At 73.4% G+C, this 26931-nt stretch carries 21 protein-coding genes and 2 pseudogenes; 9 read left to right on the top strand and 14 right to left on the bottom strand.

The genetic code is table 11. The features are described 5' to 3' along the window. Nucleotides 1-98: 98 nt before the first annotated feature. From ACQ614_RS09215 to ACQ614_RS09200, 4 genes are read right to left on the bottom strand one after another with little or no spacing between them, the layout of a single operon-like run. Nucleotides 99-1523 carry a GH1 family beta-glucosidase gene (locus tag ACQ614_RS09215; RefSeq protein WP_431677939.1) on the bottom strand — a complete coding sequence of 475 codons (1425 nt, stop codon included), beginning with the start codon at nucleotides 1521-1523 and terminating at the stop codon, nucleotides 99-101. Between the two features lie 49 nt (nucleotides 1524-1572). Then, nucleotides 1573-2418 carry a carbohydrate ABC transporter permease gene (locus tag ACQ614_RS09210; protein ID WP_431677938.1) on the bottom strand — a complete coding sequence of 282 codons (846 nt, stop codon included), beginning with the start codon at nucleotides 2416-2418 and terminating at the stop codon, nucleotides 1573-1575. Continuing rightward, complete coding sequence (locus ACQ614_RS09205) at nucleotides 2415-3401, bottom strand: carbohydrate ABC transporter permease (RefSeq protein WP_431683871.1); 987 nt, start codon at nucleotides 3399-3401, stop codon at nucleotides 2415-2417. Before ACQ614_RS09205 ends, ACQ614_RS09210 begins: the two co-directional genes overlap by 4 nt. 39 nt (nucleotides 3402-3440) lie before the next feature. Further along, complete coding sequence (locus ACQ614_RS09200; protein ID WP_431683870.1) at nucleotides 3441-4745, bottom strand: extracellular solute-binding protein; 1305 nt, start codon at nucleotides 4743-4745, stop codon at nucleotides 3441-3443. Between the two features lie 402 nt (nucleotides 4746-5147). Here ACQ614_RS09200 and ACQ614_RS09195 point away from each other — a divergent pair, with 402 nt between their 5' ends. Beyond that, on the top strand, nucleotides 5148-8036 hold the full coding sequence (locus tag ACQ614_RS09195; RefSeq protein WP_431677937.1) for a glycosyl hydrolase: 2889 nt from the start codon (nucleotides 5148-5150) through the stop codon (nucleotides 8034-8036). 27 nt (nucleotides 8037-8063) lie between these two features. On the opposite strand, the gene ACQ614_RS09190 is transcribed toward ACQ614_RS09195, so the two are convergent. Further along, a complete protein-coding gene (locus tag ACQ614_RS09190) occupies nucleotides 8064-8507 on the bottom strand; it encodes an ASCH domain-containing protein (protein ID WP_431677936.1) in 444 nt (147 codons plus the stop codon). Between the two features lie 69 nt (nucleotides 8508-8576). Further along, nucleotides 8577-8900 (bottom strand): ferredoxin, encoded by a 324-nt coding sequence (gene fdxA, locus ACQ614_RS09185; RefSeq protein ID WP_363495505.1) that lies wholly within the window; start codon nucleotides 8898-8900, stop codon nucleotides 8577-8579. Nucleotides 8901-8995: 95 nt separating this feature from the next. Here fdxA and soxR point away from each other — a divergent pair. Both soxR and ACQ614_RS09175 read left to right on the top strand, forming a co-directional pair. Further along, nucleotides 8996-9459 (top strand): annotated as a pseudogene (gene soxR, locus ACQ614_RS09180) (redox-sensitive transcriptional activator SoxR). Nucleotides 9460-9625: 166 nt separating this feature from the next. Then, a pseudogene (locus ACQ614_RS09175) lies at nucleotides 9626-10630 on the top strand (IS5 family transposase). 67 nt (nucleotides 10631-10697) lie between these two features. Here ACQ614_RS09175 and ACQ614_RS09170 read toward each other — a convergent pair. Beyond that, a complete protein-coding gene (locus ACQ614_RS09170; RefSeq protein ID WP_431677935.1) occupies nucleotides 10698-12968 on the bottom strand; it encodes an MMPL family transporter in 2271 nt (756 codons plus the stop codon). Between the two features lie 175 nt (nucleotides 12969-13143). Here ACQ614_RS09170 and ACQ614_RS09165 point away from each other — a divergent pair, with 175 nt between their 5' ends. Together ACQ614_RS09165 and ACQ614_RS09160 are read left to right on the top strand one after the other, a co-directional pair. Further along, entirely contained in the window at nucleotides 13144-14316 is a 1173-nt protein-coding gene (locus tag ACQ614_RS09165; protein ID WP_431677934.1) for a sensor histidine kinase, read from the top strand. Beyond that, complete coding sequence (locus ACQ614_RS09160) at nucleotides 14291-14953, top strand: response regulator (RefSeq protein ID WP_431677933.1); 663 nt, start codon at nucleotides 14291-14293, stop codon at nucleotides 14951-14953. The genes ACQ614_RS09165 and ACQ614_RS09160 overlap by 26 nt, the downstream gene beginning before the upstream one ends. A 245-nt stretch (nucleotides 14954-15198) precedes the next feature. Here the strand turns inward: ACQ614_RS09160 and ACQ614_RS09155 are convergent, their stop codons facing one another. After that, on the bottom strand, nucleotides 15199-15777 hold the full coding sequence (locus ACQ614_RS09155) for a helix-turn-helix domain-containing protein (protein ID WP_431677932.1): 579 nt from the start codon (nucleotides 15775-15777) through the stop codon (nucleotides 15199-15201). 259 nt (nucleotides 15778-16036) lie between these two features. Here ACQ614_RS09155 and ACQ614_RS09150 point away from each other — a divergent pair, with 259 nt between their 5' ends. After that, nucleotides 16037-17509, top strand: coding sequence for an MFS transporter (locus tag ACQ614_RS09150; RefSeq protein WP_431677931.1), 1473 nt, complete (start codon nucleotides 16037-16039; stop codon nucleotides 17507-17509). A 78-nt stretch (nucleotides 17510-17587) separates the two neighbouring features. Here ACQ614_RS09150 and ACQ614_RS09145 read toward each other — a convergent pair whose 3' ends face one another. Both ACQ614_RS09145 and ACQ614_RS09140 read right to left on the bottom strand, forming a co-directional pair. Further along, nucleotides 17588-18622 (bottom strand): aminoglycoside phosphotransferase family protein, encoded by a 1035-nt coding sequence (locus ACQ614_RS09145; protein WP_431677930.1) that lies wholly within the window; start codon nucleotides 18620-18622, stop codon nucleotides 17588-17590. 79 nt (nucleotides 18623-18701) lie between these two features. Beyond that, nucleotides 18702-19718: a LacI family DNA-binding transcriptional regulator gene (locus tag ACQ614_RS09140; RefSeq protein WP_431683869.1), complete on the bottom strand. Its 1017-nt coding sequence runs from the start codon at nucleotides 19716-19718 to the stop codon at nucleotides 18702-18704. A gap of 559 nt (nucleotides 19719-20277) precedes the next feature. Here ACQ614_RS09140 and ACQ614_RS09135 point away from each other — a divergent pair. Both ACQ614_RS09135 and ACQ614_RS09130 read left to right on the top strand, forming a co-directional pair. Continuing rightward, nucleotides 20278-21939, top strand: coding sequence for a DNA-3-methyladenine glycosylase 2 family protein (locus tag ACQ614_RS09135; RefSeq protein WP_431677929.1), 1662 nt, complete (start codon nucleotides 20278-20280; stop codon nucleotides 21937-21939). Next, on the top strand, nucleotides 21936-22442 hold the full coding sequence (locus ACQ614_RS09130) for a methylated-DNA--[protein]-cysteine S-methyltransferase (RefSeq protein WP_431677928.1): 507 nt from the start codon (nucleotides 21936-21938) through the stop codon (nucleotides 22440-22442). The genes ACQ614_RS09135 and ACQ614_RS09130 overlap by 4 nt, the downstream gene beginning before the upstream one ends. Nucleotides 22443-22487: 45 nt before the next feature. Here the strand turns inward: ACQ614_RS09130 and ACQ614_RS09125 are convergent, their stop codons facing one another. Next, on the bottom strand, nucleotides 22488-22982 hold the full coding sequence (locus ACQ614_RS09125) for a MarR family winged helix-turn-helix transcriptional regulator (protein ID WP_431677927.1): 495 nt from the start codon (nucleotides 22980-22982) through the stop codon (nucleotides 22488-22490). 269 nt (nucleotides 22983-23251) lie between these two features. Between ACQ614_RS09125 and ACQ614_RS09120 the strand changes: the two genes are divergently transcribed. After that, nucleotides 23252-24763, top strand: a complete 1512-nt coding sequence (locus tag ACQ614_RS09120; protein WP_431677926.1) for an MFS transporter — start codon at nucleotides 23252-23254, stop codon at nucleotides 24761-24763. A 139-nt stretch (nucleotides 24764-24902) separates the two neighbouring features. On the opposite strand, the gene ACQ614_RS09115 is transcribed toward ACQ614_RS09120, so the two are convergent. From ACQ614_RS09115 to ACQ614_RS09105, 3 genes are all read right to left on the bottom strand, one after another. After that, nucleotides 24903-25601, bottom strand: coding sequence for a DUF305 domain-containing protein (locus ACQ614_RS09115; protein ID WP_431677925.1), 699 nt, complete (start codon nucleotides 25599-25601; stop codon nucleotides 24903-24905). After that, nucleotides 25601-26299, bottom strand: a complete 699-nt coding sequence (locus ACQ614_RS09110; RefSeq protein ID WP_431677924.1) for a DUF3105 domain-containing protein — start codon at nucleotides 26297-26299, stop codon at nucleotides 25601-25603. Before ACQ614_RS09110 ends, ACQ614_RS09115 begins: the two co-directional genes overlap by 1 nt. 125 nt (nucleotides 26300-26424) lie before the next feature. After that, nucleotides 26425-26916 (bottom strand): hypothetical protein, encoded by a 492-nt coding sequence (locus ACQ614_RS09105; protein WP_431677923.1) that lies wholly within the window; start codon nucleotides 26914-26916, stop codon nucleotides 26425-26427. Nucleotides 26917-26931 lie beyond the last annotated feature (15 nt).

Below are 26931 nucleotides of genomic sequence, written 5' to 3'. Positions count from 1 at the left end.
GCGGCCGCCCACCGCACCACCGGTGTACCGACCCGCACGGCCGCCCCGAGCCCCCACAGCCCAGGGCGGCCGTACGGCGCACCACCGCCGGCCCCACCTCAGGCCGGCAGATCACCGGTGCGGATCACCTCCGCGTACCAGCGCGCACTCTCCTTGGGCGTGCGCCGCTGGCTCGCGAAGTCCACGTGGACGATGCCGAAACGCTTGCTGTACCCGAACGCCCACTCGAAGTTGTCGAGCAGTGACCACAGGAAGTAGCCCTTCACCGGCGCCCCGTCCCCGATCGCCCGGCGCACCGCACCCAGGTGCCCGTGCAGGTAGGCGATCCGCTCCGGGTCGCGCACCGCACCCGACGGGTCGCTGTAGTCCTCGTACGCCGCGCCGTTCTCGGTCACCAGCAGCGGCAGCCCCGGCAGGTCGTCCCGCAGCCGGGTCAGCAGCTCGTACAGCCCGTCGGCGTCCACCGGCCAGCCCATCGCGGTGCGGCTGCCCTCCGCGGGCAGGAACCGCACCCCGCGGTCGGCCGGCCACGGCGAGATGTCGCCCGCGTGCCCGTCCTGCCGCGCCGCCGGGCGCTCCGGGTCGTCGGCCGCGACCACCGTCGGCGTGTAGTAGTTGATCCCCAGCGAGTCGATCGGCCGGGAGATCTCCGCCAGGTCGCCGTCCCGGACGAAGGACCAGTCGGTGACCTCCGCGGTGTCCGCCAGCACGTCCGCCGGGTAGCGGCCGTGGAACACCGGATCCAGGAAGATCCGGTTCGCCAGGCCGTCGATCCGGCGCGCCGCGTCCAGGTCCGCCGCGTCCTGCGACAGCGGGCGCACCGCCGCCAGGTTCAGCGTCAGCGACACCTGCGCCGCCGCCGGCAGCGCCGAGCGCAGCGCCGCCGTGCCCAGCCCGTGCGCCAGCAGCAGGTGGTGGTGGGCCGTCAGGGCGTCCGCCGGGTCGGTGCGGCCCGGCGCGTGGATGCCGCTGCCGTAGCCGAGGAAGGCGCTGCACCAGGGCTCGTTGAGCGTCGTCCAGGTGCCGATCCGGTCGCCGAGGCGCTCGGCCGCGACCTGGGCGTACTCCGCGAAGCGGTAGGCGGTGTCCCGGTTCGTCCAGCCGCCCCCGTCCTCCAGCTCCTGCGGCAGGTCCCAGTGGTAGAGGGTCGCCACCGGGGCGATCCCGGCCCCCAGCAGCTCGTCGACCAGCCGGTCGTAGAAGTCCAGGCCGGCCTCGTTCACCGGGCCGCGGCCGCCGGGCACGATCCGCGGCCAGGCCAGCGAGAACCGGTACGCGCCGAGCCCCAGCGAGGCCATCAGCGCCACGTCCTCGCGGTACCGGTGGTAGTGGTCGGCGGCGATGTCGCCGGTGTCGCCGTTGCGGACCTTGCCCGGGGTGCGGCTGAAGGTGTCCCAGATCGACGCGGTGCGGCCGTCCTCGGCGGCGGCACCCTCGATCTGGTACGCGGCCGTGGCCGCGCCCCAGACGAAGCCGGCCGGGAAACCGGTGCGGACGGGGGAGGGGAGGGCTTCGACGGACATGTCGCCTTCCGGAAGGAGTGGTTGGGGAAGCACGGGCGCGGAGTGCGGGTCAGCCCTTGACGGCGCCCTGCATGATGCCGCCGACGATCTGCCGGCCGAGCAGCGCGAACACCAGCAGCACCGGCAGCGTGCCCAGCAGCGTGCCGGCCATCACGACCGACTGGTCCGGCACGTAGCCCTGGCCGAGCGACTTCAGCGCCACCTGCACCGTCGGGTTCTGCGAACTCAGCGCCACGATCGGCCAGAAGAAGTCGTTCCAGGTGGCCATGAAGGTCAGCATGCCCAGCACGGCCATGCCCGGCCGGGCCACCGGCAGCACGATCGACCAGAAGATCCGCAGCGCCGAGGCGCCGTCGACCCGGCCCGCCTCGATCAGCTCGTCCGGCAGCGCCTGGATCAGGAACTGCCGCATGAAGAACACGCCGAAGGCCGACACCAGCGCGGGCAGGATCACCGCCGGCAGCTTGTTCTGCAGGTCCATCTTCACGATCACCATGAACAGCGGGATCACACCCAGCTGCGGCGGGATCATCATCGTGCCGATCGTGAGCGCCAGCAGCAGGCCCCGGCCGCGGAAGCGCAGCTTCGCGAACGCGAACCCGGCCAGCGTCGAGGACAGCACCACACCGACGGTCACCGCACCGGAGACGATCAGCGAGTTCCACAGCGCGGTGCCGATCGCCGCCTGCTCCAGCGCCTCGCCGAGGTTGTGGAACAGGTTCGGGCCCGGGGTGAACGCCGGCACCGCCGCACTCAGCTCCGCGTTGGTGCGGCTGGCCGCCACCAGCGTCCAGTAGAACGGGAAGACGAACATCAGCGTGGCCGCACCCAGCACCGCGTAGGCGAGCGGGCCGCCCTGCAGCGGGGAACGCTTGGCGAGCTTCATCTCGATCACCGGTCCGTACGGTTGCGCCGGGCGGCGATCGCCGCGTTCAGCAGGGCGAGTACGACGATCAGCAGGAACATCACCCACGCCACGGCCGCCGCGCGGCCCAGGTGGAAGAACGTCCAGCCCTGCTCGTACATGTAGAGGCCGAGGGTCTGGTACTGGTGCGAGATGCCGCCGCCCGCATTGCCCTCGTACAGCAGCGGCTCACCGAACAGCTGGGTCGCGCCGATCGTCGACACCACCACGGTGAAGACGATCGTCGGCCGCAGACCGGGGATCGTCACGTGCCGGAACTGCTGCCAGCGCGAAGCGCCGTCCATCGCCGCCGACTCGTACAGCTCGCCCGGGATCGCCTGCATGCCCGCCAGGTAGATCAGCGCGTTGTAGCCCGTCCAACGCCAGGTGACGATCGCCGACACGCCGAACTGCGAGGCCCAGGTGCTCGCCTGCCAGTCCACCGGGCCGACGCCCACCGAGGTCAGCAGCCAGTTGATCAGCCCGTAGTCCCGGCCGAACAGCTGGGCGAACACCAGGGTCGCCGCCGCCACCGACGTCGCGTACGGCATCAGCATCGCGACCCGGAAGAACGTCCGCCCGCGCAGCCTGTAGTTCAGCAGGTGCGCCAGACCCAGCGCCATCAGCAGCTGCGGCACCGTCGACAGCACGCCGATGGTGAACGTGTTGCCCAGCGCGTTCCAGAAGAACGGGTCCTCGAACAGCCGGGTGTAGTTCTGCACACCCAGCCAGTCCATCCGCTCCGAGGTCTGCAACTCCACCCGGTGCAGCGACACGTACGCCGTGTACAGCAGCGGGAACAGCCCGAAGGCGGCGAACAGGACGAAGAACGGCGCGACGAAGCCGTACGGGGCGAGCCGCCCCGCAGCACGCGGACCGGACCGGCGGGCCGCCGCGGCCGGCGCCGGCACACCGGGTCGCCGGCCGCCGCCGGGGCCGGGGGAGAGGAGATGGCCATGGGAGTCCTTCGACAGGGCCCCCGGCCGCACGGGCCGGGGGCCGATGGTGGGGCGTCAGTTACCGCTGGCCTTCTTGATGTTGTCCAGCGCGTGCTGCCACGCCGTGGCCGGAGCGGTGTTGGTCCGCTCCACCTCGCCCAGCGCGTCCGTGAACGCCTTGTTGACCACACCGTCGTCCGTGCCCAGCACCTGCGCCGGCATCGCCGCCGCCGACTCCGCGAAGATCTGGCCGATCGGCGCGTTGTTGAAGTACGGGTCCTGCACCGACTTGATCTCCGACTGCGCGGCCGTGCTGGAGGGGAAGGAGCCCTGCTTGGTGAACAGCTTCACCTGCTGCTCCTTGGCCGTCAGCCACTTGATCAGCTCGGCGGCCTCCTTCGGGTGCTTGGCCGTCCGCGGGACCGCCAGGTACGAGCCGCCCCAGTTGCCGGTCTTGCCCGGGCCCGCGGCGATGTCCCACTTGCCGGAGGAGGCGTCGCCGGCCTGCCCCTTGATGTAGCCGATCATCCAGGCCGGGCAGCTCAGCGTCGCGAACTTGCCGGTGGAGAACGCCTTGTTCCACTCCGGCGTCCACTGCGGCAGCTTGGCCGACAGGCCGTCCGCGACCAGCTTGGTCGCGTCCTCCCAGGCGGTCTTCACGGCCGGGCTGCTCTCGTACACGGCCTTGCCGCTCTCGTCGGAGTAGCGGACCTTCTGCTGGCCGACCTCGGCGGTGAACATGCCCGCCGCGCTGTCCGTCCAGGCGTTGCCCGCCTGGGCCTTGGCCACGTACTGCTTGCCGAGGTCGAGGTAGCCCTGCCAGGTCGACCACTTGGCGGCCAGCTCGGTGCGGTCGGTGGGCAGGCCGGCCGCCTTGAACAGGTCGGTGCGGTAGCAGATCGCCTCGGGGCCGATGTCGGTGCCCGCGCCGAGCACCTTGCCGTCCGCGGTCTTGACGGCCGCGCCCTTCCAGGGGACCAGCTCGTCGTTGACGTTGCCGATGCCGAGCGTCTTGAGGTCGGTGAACTTGTCGGCCTGCTTCTGCACCACGCTCGCGACCCGGCCGACCTCCAGGCCCTGGATGTCGGCGACACCGCCGCCGCCGGCCAGCTTGGTCTGCAGGGCCTGCCAGTACTGGGCCTCGTCCTGGGTGTCGGACTGCTTGATGGTGATGTTCGGGTGGGCCTTCATGTACTCGTCGTAGAGGCCGGTCTCCTTGAACCCGAAGGTGCCGAAGAGGTCGATCGTCAGGGTGACCTTGCCGTCGGCGGCGTCCTTGGAGGCGGTGCTGCCGGAGGAACAGGCGGAGAGCAGCAGGGCCGCCGCGAGGGCGGCGGTGCCGAGGGCGGCCGGGCGGGCTCTGAACGGACGCATGGGGATGTCTCCTGACCGGGCAGGGTGGGTGGCGTGGAGTCTGCGAGGGGAGTGCGCTCGTGCCGAGCGCGCACCGACCGAGGGCGCAGCCGTGTCCTGGCGTACCGGAGTCCCGGAGCCATTTCTGAGAGCGCTCTCAGCGATGCAAGGAGAGTGCCGGGGCGGCAGGGCGGGCGTCAAGGGGTCGAAACCTGACCGTAATCTCCGGCCGGGCAGCGCTCTCCCGCCGATCGGGGGCGCTACCGCCCTGGCCAGGCAAGGAATCCCGGCGTGCGCCACAAGCCCGGTCGGGCCGCCCGGGGGATTCCGTTCAATTCATTGACACTCCGTCGGATCGGGCCCTACGGTCCGATCGCTGAGAGCGCTTTCACTTCTCATCGTCCCCCACCCCCACCCGAGGTGGACCCCATGAAGCTCAGATCCCTGCGCAGCCCGGCCGCGGCGGTCACCGCCCTGGCCCTGGCCGCCGCCGCAGCCCTCACCGCCACGGTCGCCGCCGGCAGCGCCGCCGCCGCGACCGTCCCGGTCGGCCTCGGCGGATACGCCGACACCCGCCCCGCCGGAACCGTCGGGCCGAGCAACGCCGACGGCGCCCCCGTCACCCCCAAGGTCACCGCCAGGATGGCCGGCAAGGCCGTCCCCACCAACGACTGGTGGTCCTCGCTGGTCTACCAGCGCTACGCGGGCAACCCGTACTCCGAGAACATGTACGCCCACCCGTTCACCTTCAAGGCCGCCGCGGGCGGCCTGGAGGTCGGCTACCCCACCACGCCGACGATCACCGGCGACGGACGGCAGTACGACTACACCCACACCCGCGACCTCACCCTCGGCGTCGCCGGCCTCAACTCCCCGGACACCAAGGTCGACGGCTGGTCCGACTGGACGGTCACCCCCTACTGGGCCGACGGCAGCCGCACCTTCAGCGCCACCGTCGGCCACGGCCTGCCCTACGTCTACGCCCACGCCACCGGCGGCGCCGCCCAGATCACCGCCGCCGGCACCCCGACCGTCTTCGCCGACCAGGGCAACGTCCTCGGCATCACCGTCGGCGGCCACCACTACGGCCTGTTCGCCCCCACCGGCACCGACTGGACGGTCAACGGCACCACCCTCACCGCCGCCCTCGGCGCCAAGGACTACTACTCGGTCGCCGTCCTGCCCTCGCCCGCCGACCTCGCCCAGTACCGCACCTACGCCTACAGCTTCGTCACCGACACCAGGGTCGACTGGAGCTACCAGGAGGCCGCCGGCACCCTCTCCACCTCCTACACCGCCACCACCGTCCCGCAGGAGGGCAGCCAGACCGGCACCCTGCTCGCCCTCTACCGGCACCAGTGGCAGGCCACCGCCGACCAGCTGACCGGCCTCACCTACACCTCGCCCCGCGGCCAGATGAAGGTCCGCCAGGGCAACGGCTTCACCACCACCCAGACCGTCACCGGCGTGCTGCCCTCACTGCCCGGCGTCGGCTCCTACGACCGCACCGCGCTGGCCAACCTGGTCAAGGCCGAGGCCAACGCCTCCGACCCCTGGCAGGGCGCCACCGACACCTACTGGACGGGCAAGGCCCTCGGCCGGCTCGCCCAGCTCGTCCCCGTCGCCGACCAGCTCGGTGACGGCGCCACCCGCGACAAGCTGCTCGGCCTGATCAAGGGCAGGCTCCAGACCTGGTTCAAGGGCACCGGCTCCACCGTCTTCGCCTACGACAACACCTGGAAGACCCTGATCGGCTACCCCGCCTCCTACGGCACCGACGCCGAACTCAACGACCACCACTTCCACTACGGCTACTTCGTGCAGGCCGCCGCCACCGTCGCCCGCTACGACGCCGCCTGGGCCGCCGACTCCGCCTGGGGCGGCATGGTCAAGCTCCTCGCCAAGGACGGCGCCAACGCCGACCGCACCGACGGCCGCTTCCCGCTGCTGCGCAACTTCGACCCCTACGCCGGCCACGGCTGGGCCTCCGGCCACGCGGGCTTCGCCGCCGGCAACAACCAGGAGTCCTCCTCCGAGGGCCTCAACTTCAGCTCCGCGCTGATCCTCTACGGCTCCACCACCGGCGACACCGCGCTGCGCGACCTCGGCGTCTACCTCTACACCACCGAGGCCAACGCCGTTCAGCAGTACTGGTTCGACGCCGACCACGCCGTCTTCCCGAGCACCTTCGGCCACTCCACCGTCGGCATGGTCTGGGGCAGCGGCGCCGCCTACTCCACCTGGTGGACGGCCTCGCCCGGCATGATCCACGGCATCAACTTCCTCCCGGTCAACGGCGGATCGCTCTACCTCGGCCGCCGCCAGGACGACCTGCGGGCCAACCTCGCGGAGCTCAAGGCCAACAACGGCGGCGCCTTCACCGACTGGCGGGACATCCTCTGGGAGACCGAGGCCCTCACCGACCCGGCCGCCGCCAAGGCCGACTGGGACGCCGGGAACGCCGGCTACACCCCCGAGGAGGGCGAGTCCAAGGCCCACACCTACCACTGGATCTACGACCTGGCCTCGCTCGGCACCCTCGACCCCGCGACGACCGCCGACACCCCGACCGCGGCGGTCTTCAGCAACGGCGGCACCCGCACCCACGTGGCGCACAACTACACCACCGCCGCCCGCACCGTGCACTTCTCGGACGGCTACACGCTGACCGTGCCCGCCCGGTCCACCGCCAGCGAGCGCGGCAGCCGCGAGGACGGCGGCAACGGCGGCGTCACCCCGTCGCCCACCCCGACCGGATCGCCGACCGCGACGCCGACACCCACCCCGACCCCGACGCCCAGCCCGACCGCGACGGCCACCACCGGCAACACCTTCTACCTGCAGCCCGGCGGCACCCTGACCACCGCCTACGGCACCGCGGCCGCCACCGACACGCTGCCCTCCGCGGGCGGCACCAACCACGACGGCACGCCGTACCAGGCGAAGGCCTACGAGATCCGCAACCTCAGCGGCACCGTGAAGCCCGGCGCGGCCACCGACTTCGACCTCTGGGTCGACGCCGGCAGCGCCGTCGGCCTCGGCCAGCAGGCCCGGATCTCCTACGACCTCACCGGCGACGGCACCTTCGAACGCGTCGAGACCTACCGGTACTTCGCCACCGACCCGGTCGCCGGCTGGGAGCGCTACTCCGGCGCCGCCACCGGCCCGAGCTCCGTCACCGGCACCCTCGGCACCCTCGACCACGGCACCGTCCGCATCGAGATCTGGTCCGCCATCGGCAACGCCCCCGCCCAGCTGCGGGTCGGAGCCACCCAGGCCCAGGGCAGCGCCTCGGTGCTGCGCATCCCGTTCAACTGACCCGTACGCGGCCCGTGGGCCCGGCCGTCACCCGACGGCCGGGCCCACCCGCTCCACCACGCGGAACCGCTGCAGCACCAGCAGCGTCGACCCGTCCACGGTGAACCCCGGGTCCTCGAGCTCGGCCCGGATCTCCGCGCTGTGCCAGAAACCCTCGTGCCCGGCCCGCCACTCGGCCACCGAGGTGTAGCCCTCGCCCTCGTCCACGGCGTGCGCGAGATCGACCTCCGAGAGCGGCGCGATCCGCACCTCGGTCAGCTCGATCACCGCAACCACGCGGTCCGCCGAGTCCACCACCGCCTCCAGCAGGCCGGCCTCGGGAAGGGCCTCACCGAACTTCTCGTACTCCACCAGCAGCCCGGTGGTGCTGGTCTTCGAGCCGTCCAGGATCGCCCCGACCAGGGCGTCCCGCAGCGGCCCCGGAAAAGCGAACTCGGCCTTCGGCAGGCCCTCGTGGGCAGTACGGTCCATCCCGCCACACTAGGTCGGCACACGGACGGCCCGCATCCGAATTGCGCAGCGCCCCGCGCCCCCGGCAGGTCAGACGGTGTCCTGGACCGGCAGCGCCGCCACCATCGGATGGTCCTTCTCGATCAGGCCGAGCTTCGCACTGCCGCCGGGGGAGCCGAGGTCGGTGAAGAACTCGGCGTTCGCCGTGTTGAACGGCCGCCACGGCTCCGGGGTGTCGTCCTCGAAGTAGATCGCCTCGACCGGGCAGGCCGGCTCGCAGGCGCCGCAGTCGATGCACTCGTCGGGGTGGACGTAGAGCATCCGCTCCCCCTCGTAGATGCAGTCGACGGGGCACTCGTCCAGGCACGCCTTGTCCTTGACGTCCACACAGGGCAGGGCGATCACAAACGTCATCGGGCTGCCGTCCTCTCCGGGTCGGTGCTGCTTGCCGCTCTGGCGCAGCCGACCGTAGGGCCTCAAGTAAACTTGAGGTCAACAGGAGGCGGTGCATGACGATCCACCAGCCCGACGGCGCCGGGGCCACCCCCGACGACCGGCTGGGCATCGGCGAGGTCAGCGCGCGGACCGGGGCGGCGGTGTCCGCCCTGCGGTTCTACGAGGAACTCGGCCTGATCGCGTCCGAACGCGACGAGCGCAACCAGCGCCGCTACCCCGGCACATGCTGCGCCGGGTCGCCCTGATCTCGGTGGCGAAACGGATCGGCATCCCGCTGCAGGACCTCCGGGAGGCGTTCGCCGACGTACCGCTCGACCGGCCGCCGAGCCACCAGGAGTGGCAGCGGGCCTCGCGCGGCTGGAAGCGCCGCCTGGAGGAGCGCCGGCAGACCATCGAACGGCTCGAGGCCGAACTCACGGGGTGCATCGGCTGCGGCTGCCTCTCGATGAAGGCCTGCGCCCTGCTGAACCCCGGCGACGCACTCGCCGAGGACGGTGCCGGACCCCGACGCCTGTAGGGGTTCCGGGTCCACCAGGGTCTGTCCGGCGGATCTTGCCGGGCGCGCGACGCCGCGCGCTGATCCGACAAGCTCCGCCGGACAGGCCCCTGGGGCGCGTATCGAGTCGTGATCAATTTGCGGGATGTGCCTTCGTGGCACGGTCCGGTCCGATAGACGGTCTTACGTGGCGCGAGTGCAACTGACCGATCCGGATTGGGAGTTCATCGAGCCGTACCTGCCGATCGGCGAGTACGGCCCGTACCCCGAGCGACTGCGGCAGCAGTTCGAGGGCGTGATCTGGCGGTTCAGGACGGGCGGGCAGTGGCGGGAGATGCCGACGGGGTTCGGCGCCTGGTCGACCGTCCACAACCGCTTCCGGCAGTGGGCGTGACGCCGGCGTCTTCGAGGCCCTGCTGGAGGGCCTGATCACGGAAGCCGCGAAGCGGGGTGAGGTGGACCTGTCCCTGGTCGGCATCGACTCCGCCATCGCCCGAGCCCACCGCGACGCGGCCGGGACGCACTTCGACGATGACGGCGTCACCGCCCTGGAGAAAGCCGCGGCCGAGGAGGAGAAGGCCAGGTCAAAGGGGGCGGCCTCGAAGAGCAAAACGGGCAAGAGACCGAAAGTGATCCCGCGCTGGAAGAACGACGACGCATCCGGCGTCGGCGGAAACTCCGGCTGAAGGCCGCCCTCCTCGGACGTTCCAGAGGCGGGCGGACCAGCAAGGTCCACCTCGCCGCCGACCGCAAGTGCCGCCCGCTGGCGTTCATCCTGACCACAGGCCAGGCAGCGGACAGCCCGCAGTTCATCCCCGTCCTGAAGAAGGTGCGGGTACGCGGGCCCGTCGGCCGACCCCGCATCCGGCCGGACGCGGTCGCCGGGGACAAGGCGTACTCGTCCCGCGGAAACCGCGCCCACCTGTGCAAACGCCGCATCAAGGCGGTCATCCCGGAGAAGAAGGACCAGGCCGCCAACCGGAAGAAGAAGGGCTCCGGAGGTGGCCGACCCGTCAGCCGCGACGCCGATCCCTACAAGGAGCGGAACACCGTCGAACGCCTGATCGGCAAGCTCAAAGCATGGCGAGGCATCGCCACCCGATACGACAAGACTCCCGACGGCTACCTCGCCGGTCTCCACCTGCGCGCCTCGATGATCTGGATCAAGGACCTCACCAGGACCACCCGATGATCACGACTCCGTATGCCCCTGGGTGACGCGCTGAGGTGCCGGACGCCGAGGGCGGGCAGGAGTTGAGTCAACGGTCAACCAGCCGTGGACGCGGGGCCTCACCCGTGGATTCGGCGTCGGTGTCGTCGGTGCCGACCGGGCCGCGGGGGAGCAACCGGTCGAGCCACTTCGGCAGCCACCAGTTGGTCCGGCCGAGGAGTGTCATGGTCGCCGGTACCAGCACCATGCGGACGACCGTGGCGTCGATGAAGATCGCGGTGGCCAGGCCGAGCCCGAACATCTTGGCGGAGGGGTCCTCGGCGACGGCGAAGGACAGGAAGACCGCCACCATGATGAGGGCGGCCGAGGTGATGATCCGGGCGGTGCGCGAGATGCCCTCGACGATCGCCGTGCCGTTGTCGCCGGTGCGCAGGTACTCCTCGCGGACGCGGGAGAGGAGGAACACCTCGTAGTCCATCGACAGGCCGAACAGGATGGCGAAGAGGAACATCGGGATGAACGACACGATCGGAACCGTCGCTTCCAGCCCGATGAGTGCGCCTCCCCAGCCCCACTGGAAGACCGCGACCATGACGCCGTAGGCCGCGCCGATGCTCAGCAGGTTCAGCAGGACCGCCTTGAGCGGTACGAGTACCGAGCGGAAGACCAGCATCAGCAGCAGGAACGACATCGCCAGCACGGCGGCGACGAACACCGGCAGGCGTTCGCTGGTGCGTCGGCCCACATCGGACAGGCTCGCGGCGGCGCCGCCGACGTGGGCCCTGGCCGGGCCGTGCCCGATCGCCGCGGGCAGCACGTCGGTGCGCAAGCGGGCGATGGTGTCGGCCGTGGCCTTGTCCTGAGGGCTGGTGGCCGGGAACACCACGAGGGTCGCGATGCCGGTGGCCGGATCGATGTGCGTCGGCGCGACGGATGCGATGCCCGGATCCGCCGCGACCGTCGCGACGAGTCGGTCCAGCACTCCCGGATCACCGGCGGGGTCCGCGGCGAGGACGAGGGGACCGTTGGTGCCCGGGCCGAACCCCTCGGCGACGAGGTCGTAGGCCCGGCGCTCGGTACGGCTGTGGGGCAGTGAGCCGTCGTCGGGCAGGCCGACGCGCAGGCCGAGCACGGGCAGCGTCGCGGTCAGCAGCAGCCCCGCCGCGCCGACCGCGTACGGCACCGGGTGCCGGCTGACGTGCCCGATCCAGCGACGCCACCCGGCGGCGTGGGCGGCGCCTGCCGCCGGGTCCCGCCGCCGTGCGAGTCGGCCCGGCTTCCTGGTCTGCAGAGCCCGGCCGATCCGGCCGGCCCGGGCCAGGCGTGGGCCGGCGGCGCCGAGGAAGGCCGGCAGCAGCGTCACCGACGCGACCACCATGATCAGGACGACGATCGAGACGGCGAGCCCGCCCACCGTCATGAACGGGACGTTCGCGACCGCCAGGCCGAGGATCGACACGACGACGGTGCCGCCGGCGAAGACCACGGGCCTCCCTGCCGTGGCCACCGCTCGCCCCGCCGCCTCGCGGGGATCGAGCCCGCGCGCGAGGTACTCCCGGTGCCTGGCGAGCACGAACAGCGCGTAGTCGATGCCCACTCCGAGCCCGACCATGCTGCCCAGGACCGGTGCGAAGGTGGGGACGTCCGTCACCCCCGCCAGTACGGTCATCGTGGCGACCCCGACGGTCAGTCCGAAGACCGCCATGCCGATCGGCAGCGCGGCGGCGGCGAGCGAACCGAACGCCAGGAACAGGATCGTGGCCGCGGCGAGGAGGCCGATCAACTCGCTGACGCCGCCGTCGGGGTCGGAGAAGGCGTAGAAGAGGCTCCCGCCCATCTCGATGCGCAGGGGCAGTTCGGCGCGCAGCCGGTCGCCGAGATCGACGAGGGCGTCGAGGTCTTCGGCCGACAGCCGGCTCTGGTCGGGGTACTGCACCCGGACGACCGCGATCCGCCCGTCGACCGAGACGAGGCCGCCGCGCACGGCGCTGTCCCCGCCTGCGTCGAGTGCCCCCGCCGGGTCGCTCGTGCCGAGCACGTGCGGCAGCCGCTTCACCTCGGTCTGCAGCCGCGTGAGGGCGGTGCGCGCACTGTCGTGGTCGAAGAACGTCGCAGCGCCGTCGAGGGGGGTGACGACCACTTGGGCGGTCATCCCCTCCTGGCCGGTGCCGGCCCGCTCGATCAGTTCCGCGGCCCGCTGGGAGTCCAGTCCCGGAGCGGTCATCGAATCCGCACTCCGCCCGCCGAAGGCGACGGCGGCGAGGACGGCGAGCGTAGCGGCGACCAGCCATGTCGCGATCACCCGCCAGGGATGGCGGGCGGCGCCTGTGCCCAGGCGCAACAGGGCTTTCGAGAGCATCGGGTCCTCCAACCACCTCGTCGGCCGTCCTTGTACGGCCGCCGATACCGAGGCTCGTCGCCACGGCGCTTTGCGGCATCGGCCCGCGGGCCGCGGATCCGTCGGCCCCGGGGCGGAGTGACGACCCGTCCTTTCGGCCGATGCGCGGCACGCCGCGGTCCCTAGGCTGGGAACCGTGCTCCGAGACGACCTGCGAACCCTGTGGACCGAACCCCGGCCGCCCGACCCGCCCGCCCGGGTGCGGCGGGACTGGGCCCTGCTCGCCGCCGGCCTCGCCGGTGTGGCGCTGGAGGCCGCACTGCGCGAGAACGTCGTGTGGCGTCCGGTGGCGACGGTGTTCGCGGTATGGCTGTGCCTGCTGCCCCTGTGGCGCCGGACCCGCCCGCTGGCGATGGCCACGCTGGCGTTCGGTTCGGTGATCCTGCTTCAGGTGGTCGCGCTCGTCGCCGCACCGGGCGGGCCCGTCGGCCTGAACACCGGCGTGGTCGTGCTCGTGCTGGTGTACGCGTTGCCCCGGTGGGGATCGGGACGGGAGATCGTGCTGGGCGGCGCGGTGATCGTCGCGGCGTGCGCGCTGTGTGCCGTCACGGCCGAGACCCCGGTCGTCGACAAGGTCGTGGGCTTCCTCTTCGGCCTGCTGCCCGGCGTGCTCGGGGCCGCGATGCGGTTCCGGGTGACCGCTCGCGAGCGGCAGTTGGAGCAGGTGCGCTCCCGCGAGCGCGAGCAGCTCGCCCGGGAACTGCACGACACGGTGGCCCACCACGTGTCGGCCATGGTGATCATCGCCCAGGCGGGCCGGGTGCTCGCGGGCACCGACCCGTCCGCCGCGGTCGAGGTGCTGGAGGGGATCGAGGAGGAAGGGGCGCGCACGCTGGAGGAAATGCGCGCCATGGTCGCCGCGCTGCGCGACCGCGGGGTCGGCGCCGAGCTGGCGCCCCCTGCCGGCGTCGCGGATCTGGAGCGCCTGGTGCGCACCCCCGGCGGTCGCATCAGGGTCGACCTGGGGCTCGACGGCGAGCTGGACACGCTGCCCCCGGCCGTGGACGCCGCCGTCTACCGGATCGTGCAGGAGTCGGTGACCAACGTGCTGCGCCACGCGGTCGACGCGACCGAGGTCGTCGTCCGGGTCGCCGCGGAACGGCACACGGTACGGGTGAGCGTGCGGGACAACGGCCGGCGCACCGGCCGGGGTCGCGACGGATACGGACTTACCGGACTGCGCGAGCGCGCGACCCTGATCGGCGGCACACTACGAGCCGGCCCGGGCACCGACCGGGGCTGGCATGTCGAAGCCGAGCTGCCGAGAGCGAGGAGCGAGAGCGGTGTCCACGCGCGTCCTCGTCGCTGACGACCAGACGATCATCCGCACCGGGCTGCGGATCATGCTGAACGCCCAGCCCGGCATCGAGGTGGTCGGCGAGGCCGCCGACGGACAGGAAGCGGTACGTCTGGCCCGCGAACTGCGCCCCGACGTCTGCCTGTTCGACATCCGCATGCCCGTACTCGACGGGCTCGAGGCCACCCGGCTGGTCGCCGGCCCGGGCGTCGCCGACCCGCTGGCCGTGGTCGTCATCACCACGTTCGACCTCGACGAGTACGTCTACGGCTCGCTGCGTGCCGGCGCCCGCGGATTCCTCCTCAAGGACACGGGACCAGACCTTCTGGCCCAGGCCGTACGGTCGGCGTCCGACGGGGAGGCGCTCATCGCGCCCAGCGTCACCGTCCGTCTGCTCCAGGCATTCGCGGACCTGCCCGCCGGCCGGCCCGCGGCCCAGCCGGTCTCACCCGTCACCGCCCGCGAGGAGCAGGTGCTCCTCGCCGTCGCTCGCGGGCTGACCAACACCGAGATCGCCGATGCACTGCACATCAGCCTCAGCACGGTGAAGACGCATCTGGCCAGCCTGATGGCCAAACTCGGCGCCCGCAACCGGGTCGAGATCGCGATGTGGGCCTACGAAACGCGCCGTATCCTCCCCGGAACCTGAGCCGGGTGCCGGGCCATGTCCCATGAGTCCCCGCCCGGACATCAGCGCACCGGTCGGCTCACGTCTGCTCCACGTGCCTCACCCGCCCCAGAGCGTGACGTACCAGGAGGCCGGAACCGGGACGGTGAGACACCCGATACGACAAGACTCCCCGACAGCTACCTCGCCAGTCTCCACCTGCACGCCTCGATGATCTGGATCAAAGACCTCACCAGGACCACCCGATGATCACGACTCGATACGCGCTAGGCGCCCTGGGGCTTCGCGCGGACGTGCATCCGTTCGCCCTGGGGGCCGAACAGGCTGAGGACCTCCACCGGGCCCTCACCGGTGCTGCCGAACCAGTGCGGCTGCCGGGTGTCGAACTCGGCGGCCTCGCCCGCCTTCAGCACCACGTCGTGCTCCGCGAGCACCAGCCGCAGCTTCCCGCCGAGGACGTACAGCCACTCGTAGCCCTCGTGCGTCCGGGGGTCGGGCTCCTTGCGCGAGGTGGGGATGACCATCTTGAACGCCTGCACACCGCCCGGGTGCTGGGTCAGCGGCACGATCGTCGCACCCGCCCGCCTGATCGGCTTCAACCGCACCCGCGGATCACCCACCGGCGGCGCACCCACGAGCTCGTCCAGCGGCACCTGGTAGGCCCGCGCGAGCGGCAGCAGCAGCTCCAGCGTCGGCCGGCGCTCGCCCGACTCGAGCCGGGACAGTGTGCTCACCGAGACACCGGTGTTCTCCGAGAGCTGGGCCAGGGTGATGTCCCGCTTCCGGCGCAGCGCGCGCAGCCGCGGCCCCACGGAGGCCAGCACCTCGGCATCGTCGTTTGCCATACCGGCAAGGTTACTTTGCCGAACCCGCCGGTCGGCCGCACCGTGAGCGGCGAGCGAAAGGAGACCCGCGGTGGAAGACGCACACAAGACCGTCGCGGCGGGCAACGGCCCCCAGGCACCTACCGACACACCGGCATCGACAGGTACGTCGATGCCTACCGGCATGCCGACGTCGACAGGTACGTCGATGCCTACCGACACGCCGGCATCGACAGGTAGGTCGATACCTACCGACGCGCCGACACGGACAGGCTCGCCGGTGCGTTCCGGAGCCCCTGCACCCGGCCGCCGCCGGGAATCCCGCCCCCGGGTACCGAAGGCACCTGCGGCGGCACCGCGAACCCCGTCCGCCCGCCGGGCACTGGCCGCCCTCGCACTGGCCGTCCTGCTCGCCTCGCTCGGCACCAGCATCGCCAACGTGGCCCTGCCGACCCTCGCGCAGGCCTTCGGCGCCTCCTTCCAGCAGGTCCAGTGGATCGTCCTCGCCTACCTGCTCGCCATGACCACCCTGATCGTCGGCGTCGGACGGCTCGGCGACCTCACCGGCCGCCGCCGACTGCTGCTCGGCGGCATCCTGCTGTTCACCGCGGCCTCCGTGCTGTGCGGCCTCGCCCCCTCGCTCCCGGTGCTGATCGCCGCCCGGGCGGCCCAGGGCCTCGGCGCGGCCGCCATGACAGCGCTCGCCATGGCCTTCGTCGGAGCGACCGTGCCCCGCGCCAGGACCGGCAGCGCCATGGGCCTGCTCGGGACGACCTCCGCGATCGGCACCGCCCTCGGCCCCTCGCTCGGCGGCGTGCTGATCTCCGGACCCGGCTGGCGGGCCGTCTTCCTGGCCGGTGTCCCGCTCGGCCTGCTCGCCCTGTTCCTCGCCCACCGCCACCTGCCCGCCGACCACCCCCGGCCCGGGGCCGACCGCCCCCGCTTCGACCGTGCGGGCACCCTGCTGCTCGCCCTGACCCTCGGGGCCTACGCCCTCGCCATGACCACGGGACGCGGCAGCTTCGGCCTGCTCAACCTGGCCCTGCTCGCCGCCGCCGCCCTCGGCACCGGCCTGTTCCTCCTCGTCGAGACGCGAACCGCGGCACCACTGATCAGACCGGCGATGTTCCGCGACCCCGCCCTCGGCGCCGGCCTCGCCACCAGTGCCCTGGTTTCCACCGTCATGATGGCCACCCTCGTGGTCGGGCCCTTCCACCTCTCCCGGGCCCTCGGCCTCGCCGCGGCACCCGTCGGCCTCGCGATGTCCGCCGGCCCGCTCGTCTCCGCACTGACCGGCATCCCCGCCGGCCGCATCGTGGACCACCTCGGCGCACCGCGGATGACCCTCCTCGGCCTCGCCGCGGCGGCCACCGGCTGCGCCCTGCTGGCCGTCCTGCCCGCAGCGCTCGGCCCCGCCGGCTACCTCGTGCCCGTCGTCGTGGTCACCGCCGGCTACGCGCTCTTCCAGGCGGCCAACAACACCGCGGTCATGGCCGACGTCCACCCGGACCGGCGGGGCGTCGTCTCGGGCATGCTCAACCTGGCACGCAACCTCGGGCTGGTCACCGGCGCGTCCCTGATGGGCGCGGTCTTCGCCCTCGCCTCCGGCAGCGCCGACATCACCGCGGCGGGCCCCGTCGCCGTCGCCACCGGCACCCGCACCACCTTCGCCGCCGCGACCGCACTGCTCCTGCTCGCCCTCGCCGTCGCCGCCGGAAGCCGGGCCCGCGCCCGGCGCTCCCCGACGGCCTGACCCCGGCACCGGACCGACCGTCGTGGCCGCCCACCGCACCGACTCGCCGGGAGGACGGGCTGCGGCGCCCCTCCGCGACTACTCCGGGGGACGCTCGGCGGGCAGCGGCCGGAGGCGGGGCCAGCGGGCGAGCATGCTGTCGCGCACGGCGGTGCAGAGGCGCCCGAAGGCCTCCGGCCCGCCGGTGTCGGCGGCCGACCGGGCGACGACCCCGAGGCGGTGCACCAGGCGCTGGCGGGCGGTGGCGGTGCCCCAGGTCCAGTCGCGGTGCGGGAGCCGGCCCAGGTGGTCGACGCCGCCGCGGTGGGCCCGCTGGACGAGGGCGTCGCCCCGCAGCAGCCAGCCCGCGCAGGCGTCGGTCGGGTCGCCCAGGACCTCGGTGCCGGTCGCCGCGTGCCAGGCGGCGCGGTAGGCGGCCTCGGCCGCCTCCAGCTGCTCCGGGGGAGGGGCGGTGGAGCACCAGCAGGTCGGGAATCCGATGCGCAGATAGGCGAGTTCGACGATGCCGTGGCCCAGCGAGGCCTGTTCGAAGTCGACGAACCGGACGCCGTCGCCGGTGTGCAGGTCGTTGCCGGGGCAGGGGTCGCCGTGCAGCAGGGCGTGGCCGGGGGTGCCGGTCAGGCGGTCCAGAAGGGCGTCCAACTCGGCGGGCACACCGGACGGCACCGCGACGCCGAGCGCCCGGGCGAGCGCGAGGAAGGCGTCGGCGTCCTGCGCGGTCGGCCCCGACCAGGCGGGCAGGCGGCCGACCGCCCCGGCCCCGGCGGCCGCGTGGAGCCGGGCCAGCGCCTCCGCGTAGGCCACCATCCAGTCCCCGCGCGGCTGTCGGTGCTCCACATGCTCCAGGACGAGCACCCGCTGCTCCGGGTCGGCCCCGAGCAGCCGCGGCGCCACGGGCGGGTCGACCCGGGAGGCGAGCTCCAGCGCGGCCGTCTCGCGCGCGTACCGCTCGGCGGCCTCCGGGGCGTCCCGCAGTTGCTTGACCACCACGGGTGTGCCGGACACCTCGACCCGCCACACCCGCGACCGCGGGCTGCTGGCCAGCCTGCGCGCCGGGCCCGGCGACCCCAGCTCGGCCCTGAGCCCCTCCCCGAACGGCAGTCCCGACCTCATGCGGGCATCCTGCCATGCGTACGAACCGTCCGGGCGGCGAAGAGAACTGACGCCCGGTCCGGGGATCTCGCGGTGGCGGTCAGGCCGAACCGCGGACCACCAGCCGGGTCGGGGTTATCACCGAGGTCGGACCGCGCCGGCCGGTGGCGGGCTCGGCCGCGCCGGACAGCCGCCGCAGCAGCAGGCGGGCCATCAGACGGCCCATGTCCTCGATGTCCTGGCGGACGGTGGTGAGCGGCGGCTCCGTCCAGGCGGAGATCTGCTCGACGTCGTCGAAGCCGACCACGGCCACGTCCTCGGGGACCCGGCGGCCGGCAGCCCGCAGCACCCGCAGCGCGCCGGAGGCCATCGCGTCCGAGGCGGCGAAGACGCCGTCCAGGTCGGGCCGGCGGGCGAGCAGTTCGGCCATGGCCCGGCCGCCGCCGTCCGGGGTGAAGTCGCCCTCGGCGATCAGGTCCGGGTCGCCGTAGGGCAGCAGGTCGCGGTAGCCGTCGAGCCGGTCGAGGGAGGACGTCTGGTCGAGCGGGCCGGTGATGGTGGCGATCGTGGTCCGGCCGATGGACTGCAGGTGCTGGACGGCGATCCGCCCGCCGCCGCGGTTGTCGCTGTCGACGTAGACCAGCTCGCGGTCGGACTCGGCGCCGGGCCAGCCGGGGCGTCCGCCTATCACGAACGGCAGCCCGACCCTCCGTGCCATGTCCGGCAGCGGGTCGCTGTGGTGCAGCGAGAACAGCAGGGCGCCGTCCACGTGGCCGCCCGCCAGGTAGCGGCCGACCCGCTGGTAATCGTCCTGGTCCTCGACGAGCAGCAGCACCATCTGGTTGTCCGCCGCGGACAGCTCGCGGGAGATGCCGCGCAGGTGCTGGGCGAAGAACGGGTCGGAGAACAGCCGGCTCTCCGGCTCGGCCACGACGACCGCCACCGCGTGGTTGCGGCGGGTGACCAGGGTGCGGGCCGCCAGGTTGGGGACGTACCCCAGCTCCTCGACCGCCCGCTGGACCTTCTCGCGCAGCGAGGCGCGCACCCCGGCCCCGCCGTTGACCACGCGGGACGCGGTGGCCCGGGAGACCCCGGCGAGCTCGGCGACGGACTCCAGGGTCGGTCTCGGCGCAGCCCCCGGGGGCTCGCTGCGGCCGGGGTCACTGCCCGCGGCCCCGGGTGCGGGGCGGCCGGCGGCCCGGGCGCGCCGGGACCCGCCGGAGGACGGTGCGCCGCCGGAGGGCTGGGCGGCGGAGGGTCCGGCGCCGGTGGGCTGATGCTGCGACACCCTGGGCTCCTCTCACGGAACGGTTCGCATCGAAGCCTATCGGGTGCGTCGAGGGGTTGAGAGCGCTCCCAGAAATCGGCACACACCGGACGCAGCCGCACCGCGCGATGCTGCCTGCCGAACGGCGCGGCGAGGCCCGGGCCCGCCCCGAGCCGAAGGGCCTGCCGGTGCCGAAAGGGTGGGTCCCTCCTGCCCGTCGGCGGGCAGGGAGGGCGAGCGAGGGAGCGCCCCCGCCCCGAGCCGAAGGGCCCGCCGGTGCCGAAAGTGAGGAGCGAGGGAGCGCAGCGACGGAGCGACGACCGTCGGCGCCGGGTCAGGAGGGCCCGGAGGCGAGCGGGCGACAACACAGCGCCCGGAGGCGAGCGGGCGACGATCAGCCCCCACGGTGATGTCCGAATCCCGCCAGTCGGCGCCCCGGGGATGGCGCAGACTGGAGGGCGTGATCGACGACGACACCAGGTACCGGGCCGTGGACAGCCGGGACTCCCGCTTCGACGGGGTCTTCTTCACCGCCGTCCGCACCACCGGCATCTACTGCCGGCCCAGCTGCCCCGCGGTGACCCCCAAGCGCGTCAACTGCACGTTCTACCCCACCGCCGCGGCCGCCCAGGGCGCCGGCTACCGCGCCTGCCGCCGCTGCCGCCCGGACTCCGTCCCCGGCTCCCCCGAGTGGAACCACCGCGCCGACCTGGTCGGCCGCGCCGTCCGCCTGATCGGCGACGGCGTCGTCGACCGCGAGGGCGTCGCCGGCCTCGCCGACCGCCTCGGCTACAGCGCCCGCCAGCTCCAGCGCCAGCTCACCGCCGAACTCGGTGCCGGCCCGCTCGCCCTGGCCCGCGCCCAGCGCGCCCAGACCGCCCGCCTGCTGCTGCAGACCACCGACCTCCCGGTCACCGAGATCGCCTTCGCAGCCGGCTTCGCCTCCGTCCGCCAGTTCAACGACACCGTCCGCGAGGTCTACGACCGCACCCCGAGCGGACTGCGCGCCGAGACCGCCGGACGCCGCACCGCCCCGGCCCCCGCAGCCGGCACCCTCGCCCTGCGCCTCGCCTACCGGGGTGCCCTCGACAGCGACCACCTGCTGGACTTCCTCGCGCTGCGCGCCGTCCCCGGCATCGAGGAGGTCGTCCCCGGCAGCCGCCCCGGCGTGCGCACCTACCGCCGCACCCTCGCCCTCCCTTACGGTCACGCGGTCGCCGAGGTCGACGGGCTCGCCGCCGGCGACGCACCCACCCGCGGCTGGCTCGACTGCCGCCTCACCCTCACCGACCTGCGCGACCTCACCACCGCCGTGCACCGGCTGCGCGCCCTGCTCGACCTGGACGCCGACCCGGACGCCGTCGACGAACAGCTCGCCGCGGACGGCCTGCTCGGCGCCGCCGTCCGCGCCCGGCCCGGTGTCCGCTCACCCGGCCACGTCGACCCGCACGAGCTGGCCGTCCGCGCCGTGCTCGGCCAGCAGATCACCGTCGTCGCCGCCCGCACCCTCACCGCCCGGCTCACCGAGCGGTACGGCGCCGCGCTGCCCGTCCCCAGCGGCAGCCTCCGGCTGCTCTTCCCCACCCCGGCCGCCCTGGCCGAGGCCGAGGACTCCGACCTCGCCATGCCCGCCGCCCGGCGCCGCGCCCTGCGCGGCCTGTGCGCGGCGCTCGCCGACGGCACCGTCCGGCTGGACGGCGGCGTCGACCGCGAGCAGGCCGCCGCCGACCTGCTCGCCCTCCCCGGCATCGGCCCCTGGACCGTCGGCTACCTGCGGATGCGGGCCCTCGCCGACCCCGACGTCTTCCTGCCCGGCGACGCCGGCGTCCGGCACGGACTCCAGCGGCTCGGCCGCCCCGGCGACCCGGCCGCGGCACTGACCGCCGCCCGGCCCTGGGCGCCGTGGCGCTCGTACGCGGTGCACCGGCTCTGGCTCTCCGCCGCAGCGCCCGGACATGCGGCGCCGCGGCAGGCCGCGGGGGAACGGACGGCGGCACGGGCGGCGGCGGTGCGGACCGTGTCTGCCGGGCTGCCGCAGGACGGCGCACCCGCCGAGGAGGTGGCGGTATGACCACGGTGTTCACCACCATGCCGAGCCCGCTCGGGCAGCTGCTGCTCGCGGGCCGGGCCGACGGCGACTGCCCGGTCGCCCTGCTGTCCGTGACGGCCCCCGGGAAGCAGGGGACACCGGCCGAACCCGAGCCCGAGTGGCTGCCCGACGCCGAGGCCCTCGCCCCGGCCGTCCGCCAGCTCACCGCCTACTTCGACGGCACCCGCACCGAGTTCGACCTCCCGCTCGCCCCCGAGGGCAGCCCGTTCCGGCAGACGGTCTGGGCCGCACTGGACGACATCCCGTACGGGAGCACCGTCACCTACGGCGAGCTCGGCGCCGCGGCCGGCCTGCCGCCGACGGCCGTCCGGGCGGTGGGCGGAGCGGTCGGGGCGAACCCGCTGCTTGTGATCCGCCCGTGCCACCGGGTCGTCGGCGCCAACGGCACGCTCACCGGATTCGCCGCGGGCGTCGACCGCAAGCGCTGGCTGCTCGACCACGAGCGCGGAGCCACGCTGTTCTGATCCTCCGCGGGCCCCGGAGACGGGTGCGTGGGCCCGGTGGGGGAGTCAGGGAGTCGGACGGTCCTCGACGGAGACGTCCCCGGCGAGTGAGCGGGCGAGCTGCTCCAGGCCGGGGAGGGCGCCCATCACGGCGTCGCGGTCGGCCGGCGACAGGCTCTCCAGGGCGTCGGCGAGGCGGCGCTCATGGGCCCGGCGCCAGTCGAGCAGCTGGCGGCGGCCGGCGTCCGTCAGCGCGATCCGGGCCGTGCGGCGGTCGCCCGGGTCGGCCTGCCGGTCCACGAAGCCGGCCTCCAGCAGCTTGCCGACCAGACCGCTCACCGTGTTCGGCGCCAGGCGCTGGCGGGCCGCCAGCTCGCCGACCCGCATCGGCGCGGCGGCCAGTGTCTGCAGCAGCTCCACCTGTGCCATCGGCAGCGACTCCCACGGGTAGTCCGTGCGGATGCTGCTGCGCAGGGCTCGGCGCAGCCGGGTGATCACATCGGTCAGCCGCTGCGCCCGTTCGATCGCCAGCGCCTCCTCGACCGCGGAGAACCCGCTCACGTCGGCAGGCAGGGGAGGCGGCGGCGCTGTGCGCGGTGCGGGGGTGGACGGCTCCGACATGGCGGACAGCGTATCGGCTCACCGGCGGCCCCCGGTCGTCCGGCGATCTTTGCGGGGGCGGGACGGGTCGTGTTCCGACACGATCCGCGGCCGATCGCGGCCGCTCCGCCTTCGACCGGCTCCGGGGCGGACAGTTCTGCAGGCCGACAGAGTCCGTTTATGACAGAGTCTGTTTACGAGTATGTCTGTTGCAGAGATATCATGGCGCCGTGCCCTCCTTCGTCGACCGCCCCCGCCTCGTCGCCGGCGTCCTGCAGCTGGCCGAGCGGCCGCGGCCCCGTGCGGTCGCCGGCTGGCGGCACGCGCACTGGCTGGCCGTGGGCACCGTCTGCCTCGGCGCGTTCCTCGGGCAGCTGACCGCGAGCATCACCGCCCTGGTCTTCCCCGCCCTGGAACGGAGCTTCGACGCCGGGTTCGCCGCGGTCGCCTGGGTCTCCCTCGCCTACCTGCTGGTGCTCGTCGCGCTGCTGGCCCCGGTCGGCCGGCTCTCGGACACCGTCGGCCGCAAGACCATGTACCTCGGCGGTTTCGCCGTGTTCGGGCTGGCCTCGCTCGCCGCCGGCTTCGCCGGAGGGCTGGGGACGCTCGTCGCCTGCCGGGCCGTCCAGGCAGTCGGCGGGGCGATGATGCAGGCCAACAGTGTCGCACTGGTCGCCCGTGGGGTCCCCGGCCGGGCCATGCGCACCGCGCTCGGCATCCAGGCGGCCGCGCAGGCGCTCGGCCTGGCGCTCGGCCCGACCGTCGGCGGCCTGCTGGTCGCGCACGGGTCCTGGCGCTGGGCGTTCTGGATCAACGTCCCGATCGCCCTGCTCGGCATGCTGGCCGGCTGGTTCCTGCTGCCCCGCAGCCGGTCCGCCACCGCCGAGTCCCCGGTCGCCACCGTGCCCCCGACCACCGCACAGGGAGGACCCGCGGGCCGCCACGGCACCCACCGCGAGTCCCGCTTCGACCTGCTCGGGCTCCTGCTCCTCGCGGCGGCCTCGTCCACGTTGCTGCTCGGCCTGTCCACCGCCTCCGGCCTGCCGCTGCCCGGCTGGGCCGTGGTCGTCCTGCTCGCCGCCTCGGCGGTGTTCTCCGTCGCCCTCGCGCGGCAGGAGCAGCGCGCCGACCGCCCGATCATCGCCCCCGGCCTGGTCAACACCCCCGGGGTGCGGGCTGGCCTGGCGGTCGCGCTGATCGGCTACCTGCTGCTGTTCTGCCCGCTGGTCCTCGGCCCGGTCATGCTGGCCGGCGCCGGAGTGTCGGCTGCGACCGCGGGCCTGGTGATCACGGCCCTGCCGGCCGCCTTCGCGGTGGCGGCGACGGTCGGCGGTCTGCTGCTCCCCCGGCACTGGTCGGACGCCCGACGAGGGCGCACCGGTGCCCTGGTGACCACGGCGGGTCTGCTCGCCCTCGCGCTGCTGCCGGTGTCCCCGCTGCTGTCCCCCCTGCCGCTGGCGGTCGCCGGCTACGGCCTCGGGCTGCTGCTGCCCGCCAACAACGCCCTGGTGATGCGGTCGATCCCGGCCGAGAGCTCGGCGGTCGGTGGCGGCATGGTCAACATGGTGCGCAGCCTCGGCACCGCCCTGGGTACGGCGCTGCCGGTGCTGGGCGTCCACCTGGCGGGTGCGGCCGCCGGCGGCCGTGCCGTCCTGCTGGTGCTCGCCGGTACGGCTCTGGTCGCGGTGCGCCTCTCCACCACCGCACGGGCCGCCGGCCCGTCCCGGCCCGCCCGGCGCTGAGCCCGGCACCGACGCCGAGCCCGCACCGCCGAGAGGGGCTGCCGCCGCGGGAGCAGCAGAAGAACGGCGGGCGGGCCGGGTGCCGTGCACCCGACCCGCCCGCCACCGTGCTCCGGCCGGCGCCGCTCCGCCCGTCCGCTCAGGACAGCGGTTGCGCCCCGCGCTTGGCCAGCATCGACGTCATCAGGTCGATCTCCGACTTCTGCCCGTTGACCATGGTCTGGGCGAGCCGCTTCTCGACGTCGTTGCGGGCCGCGTCCACGTAGGCCTGCGCCATCTCCACGCCGCCCTTGTGGTGCTCGATCATCAGCTGCAGGTAGAGCACCTCGGCGTCCCGGCCGCTGAGCGTGCGCAGCTTGGCCAGGTCGGTGTTGGTGGCCATGCCGGGCATCAGCGAGCCGTCGTGGGCCTCGTAGGTGTGCCCCATCCAGGCCATCGGCTTGGCGGACGTGCTCTGCGTCAGACCCCACTGGTCGAGCCAGCCCGTCATCATGCCGCGCTGGTTGGCCTGCGTGTTGATGATGTCGAACGCCAGGTTGCGCACGTCCTCGTCCTGCGTCCGGTCGCGGACGATGAAGGACATGTCGATGGCCTGCTGGTGGTGCGTCGCCATGTCGCGGGCGAACCCGGCCTCGGCGGAGTCGGTGGTCGGCGCTGCCGCCGAGGACCCGCCGGAGTCCGACCCGCCCGCGACCAGCGCGGACACGCCGAGGCAGAGCGCGATCACCGCGGCGATCGCCGCCGGCCACCACAGCAGTTTCCGGGAACGGCGGGGGGTGCCGGCCCGGTCCTCGTGCTCCTCGACCGGGGTGGCCGAGGTCTCCTCGGCGCCGGTCATCACTGCATCACACCCGCGCTGCAGGACGCGCCCGGCTCCTGGGTCTGCGGGCCCTGGACGTACTTGGTGAAGAACTGCTCGACCCGCGGGTCACTGGCGCTGTCCACGTTCAGCTGGGTGCCCCAGGCGGAGAGCGTGATCGGGCTCTTCTCGTCCGGGTAGGGGCTCATGAAGGTGTACGGCGTCGCCTTGACCTTCTCCGAGAGCTTCTTGATGTCGTCGGCGGAGGCCTTCGAGTTGTACGTCACCCAGACCGCGCCGTGCTCCAGCGAGTGGACGGCGTTCTCGTTGGCCAGCGGCTTCTCGTAGACGTCGCCCATGCAGTTCGCCCAGCGCGGGTTGTGGTCGCCGCCGACCGGCGGGGTCTGCGCGTAGGTGACCTTGGTCTCGACGTGGTTGCGCGCCAGGTTGTCGTAGGTCTGCACGCCGGAGATCGGGGCCTTCGCGGCGGCTTCCTTGGCGTCCTGGTCGTGCTTGGCGTCCAGGGCTATCCAGGTGCCGGCGCCGATCATGCCGGCCAGCAGCACGCCGGCCACGCTGAACGCGAGGATCTTGTTGCGGCGGTCGCGGCGCTTCTCGGCCTCGCGCAGCTCGGCGATCCGGGCACGGCGGTCGGCCTGGCGCTCGTTGTGGCTCTGCCGGTTGCCGGGGTTGCCGGACGACTTCGACGGCTTGGACTGCCTGGAGGCGGAACCCATGAGTGTGTGTCCTTGTCTCCGCGGTGCACACGGGCACGGCGGTAGGGCGAGAGGTGGTGGGGGCAGCGGAGCCGCCGGACGACCCGGTACGCAGGGCACGGGTCACGGCCGGCGGTGGGTTCCGCTCAGGACCTGTGGACCTGCAGCACGTGGAGGTCGGGCGCAGGGTCCGGCCCGGCCGACGTGCCGGGCGGGAGGGCTGCGGGCAGCGCACGCACCGCCACCAGCTGCGGGAGTGCGACCGGCAGCGGATGCGGCGGGGCGTTCGGCAGCTGCGCCTCCAGCCCCCGGAACGGGTGGCTGGTGCAGCCCTTCCCCGGTCCGGGGTGGCTGCCGTCCGCCGAGCACCACACGTGGTGCCCGCCGTCGTCGGCCCGGAGCGCCGCGGAGTGCGCGGTGCGCTGCGGGGCCGGGGCCGCGTCGGAGACGTGCGGCCCGGTGGCGGCCGTGGCCGGAGGGGCGGACGGGGCGTGCGAGCTCACCGCCTTCGCGGTTCCTGCGCAGGGGAGCAGCGCCAGCAGACCGACGACGAGCAGCGCCCACAGCACCACGGCCGGGCGGCTGCCCGCGCGGAGGGACCGCACCGGCTCACCGGTCGCGGATGCTGGCACGCTCATGCGCACATATTAATC

This window comes from Kitasatospora dryopteridis, assembly GCF_050749075.1.
In the GTDB taxonomy this organism is placed as follows: domain Bacteria; phylum Actinomycetota; class Actinomycetes; order Streptomycetales; family Streptomycetaceae; genus Kitasatospora.
The sequence above is the reverse complement of the archived record's forward strand: the minus strand, read 5'-3'. Positions and strand labels throughout refer to the sequence as shown.

What these genes read in the sequence shown, in the direction of transcription:
- ACQ614_RS09190 (WP_431677936.1), bottom strand. Translation starts at nt 8,507, where the DNA reads ATGGACCGTACTGCCCACGAGGGCCTGCCGAAGGCCGAGTTCGCTTTT.
- ACQ614_RS09130 (WP_431677928.1), top strand. Translation starts at nt 21,936, where the DNA reads ATGACCACGGTGTTCACCACCATGCCGAGCCCGCTCGGGCAGCTGCTG.
- ACQ614_RS09135 (WP_431677929.1), top strand. Translation starts at nt 20,278, where the DNA reads ATGTCCGAATCCCGCCAGTCGGCGCCCCGGGGATGGCGCAGACTGGAG.
- ACQ614_RS09195 (WP_431677937.1), top strand. Translation starts at nt 5,148, where the DNA reads ATGAAGCTCAGATCCCTGCGCAGCCCGGCCGCGGCGGTCACCGCCCTG.
- ACQ614_RS09145 (WP_431677930.1), bottom strand. Translation starts at nt 18,622, where the DNA reads ATGAGGTCGGGACTGCCGTTCGGGGAGGGGCTCAGGGCCGAGCTGGGG.
- ACQ614_RS09115 (WP_431677925.1), bottom strand. Translation starts at nt 25,601, where the DNA reads ATGACCGGCGCCGAGGAGACCTCGGCCACCCCGGTCGAGGAGCACGAG.
- ACQ614_RS09215 (WP_431677939.1), bottom strand. Translation starts at nt 1,523, where the DNA reads ATGTCCGTCGAAGCCCTCCCCTCCCCCGTCCGCACCGGTTTCCCGGCC.
- ACQ614_RS09170 (WP_431677935.1), bottom strand. Translation starts at nt 12,968, where the DNA reads ATGCTCTCGAAAGCCCTGTTGCGCCTGGGCACAGGCGCCGCCCGCCAT.
- ACQ614_RS09105 (WP_431677923.1), bottom strand. Translation starts at nt 26,916, where the DNA reads ATGAGCGTGCCAGCATCCGCGACCGGTGAGCCGGTGCGGTCCCTCCGC.
- fdxA (WP_363495505.1), bottom strand. Translation starts at nt 8,900, where the DNA reads ATGACGTTTGTGATCGCCCTGCCCTGTGTGGACGTCAAGGACAAGGCG.
- ACQ614_RS09110 (WP_431677924.1), bottom strand. Translation starts at nt 26,299, where the DNA reads ATGGGTTCCGCCTCCAGGCAGTCCAAGCCGTCGAAGTCGTCCGGCAAC.
- ACQ614_RS09155 (WP_431677932.1), bottom strand. Translation starts at nt 15,777, where the DNA reads ATGGCAAACGACGATGCCGAGGTGCTGGCCTCCGTGGGGCCGCGGCTG.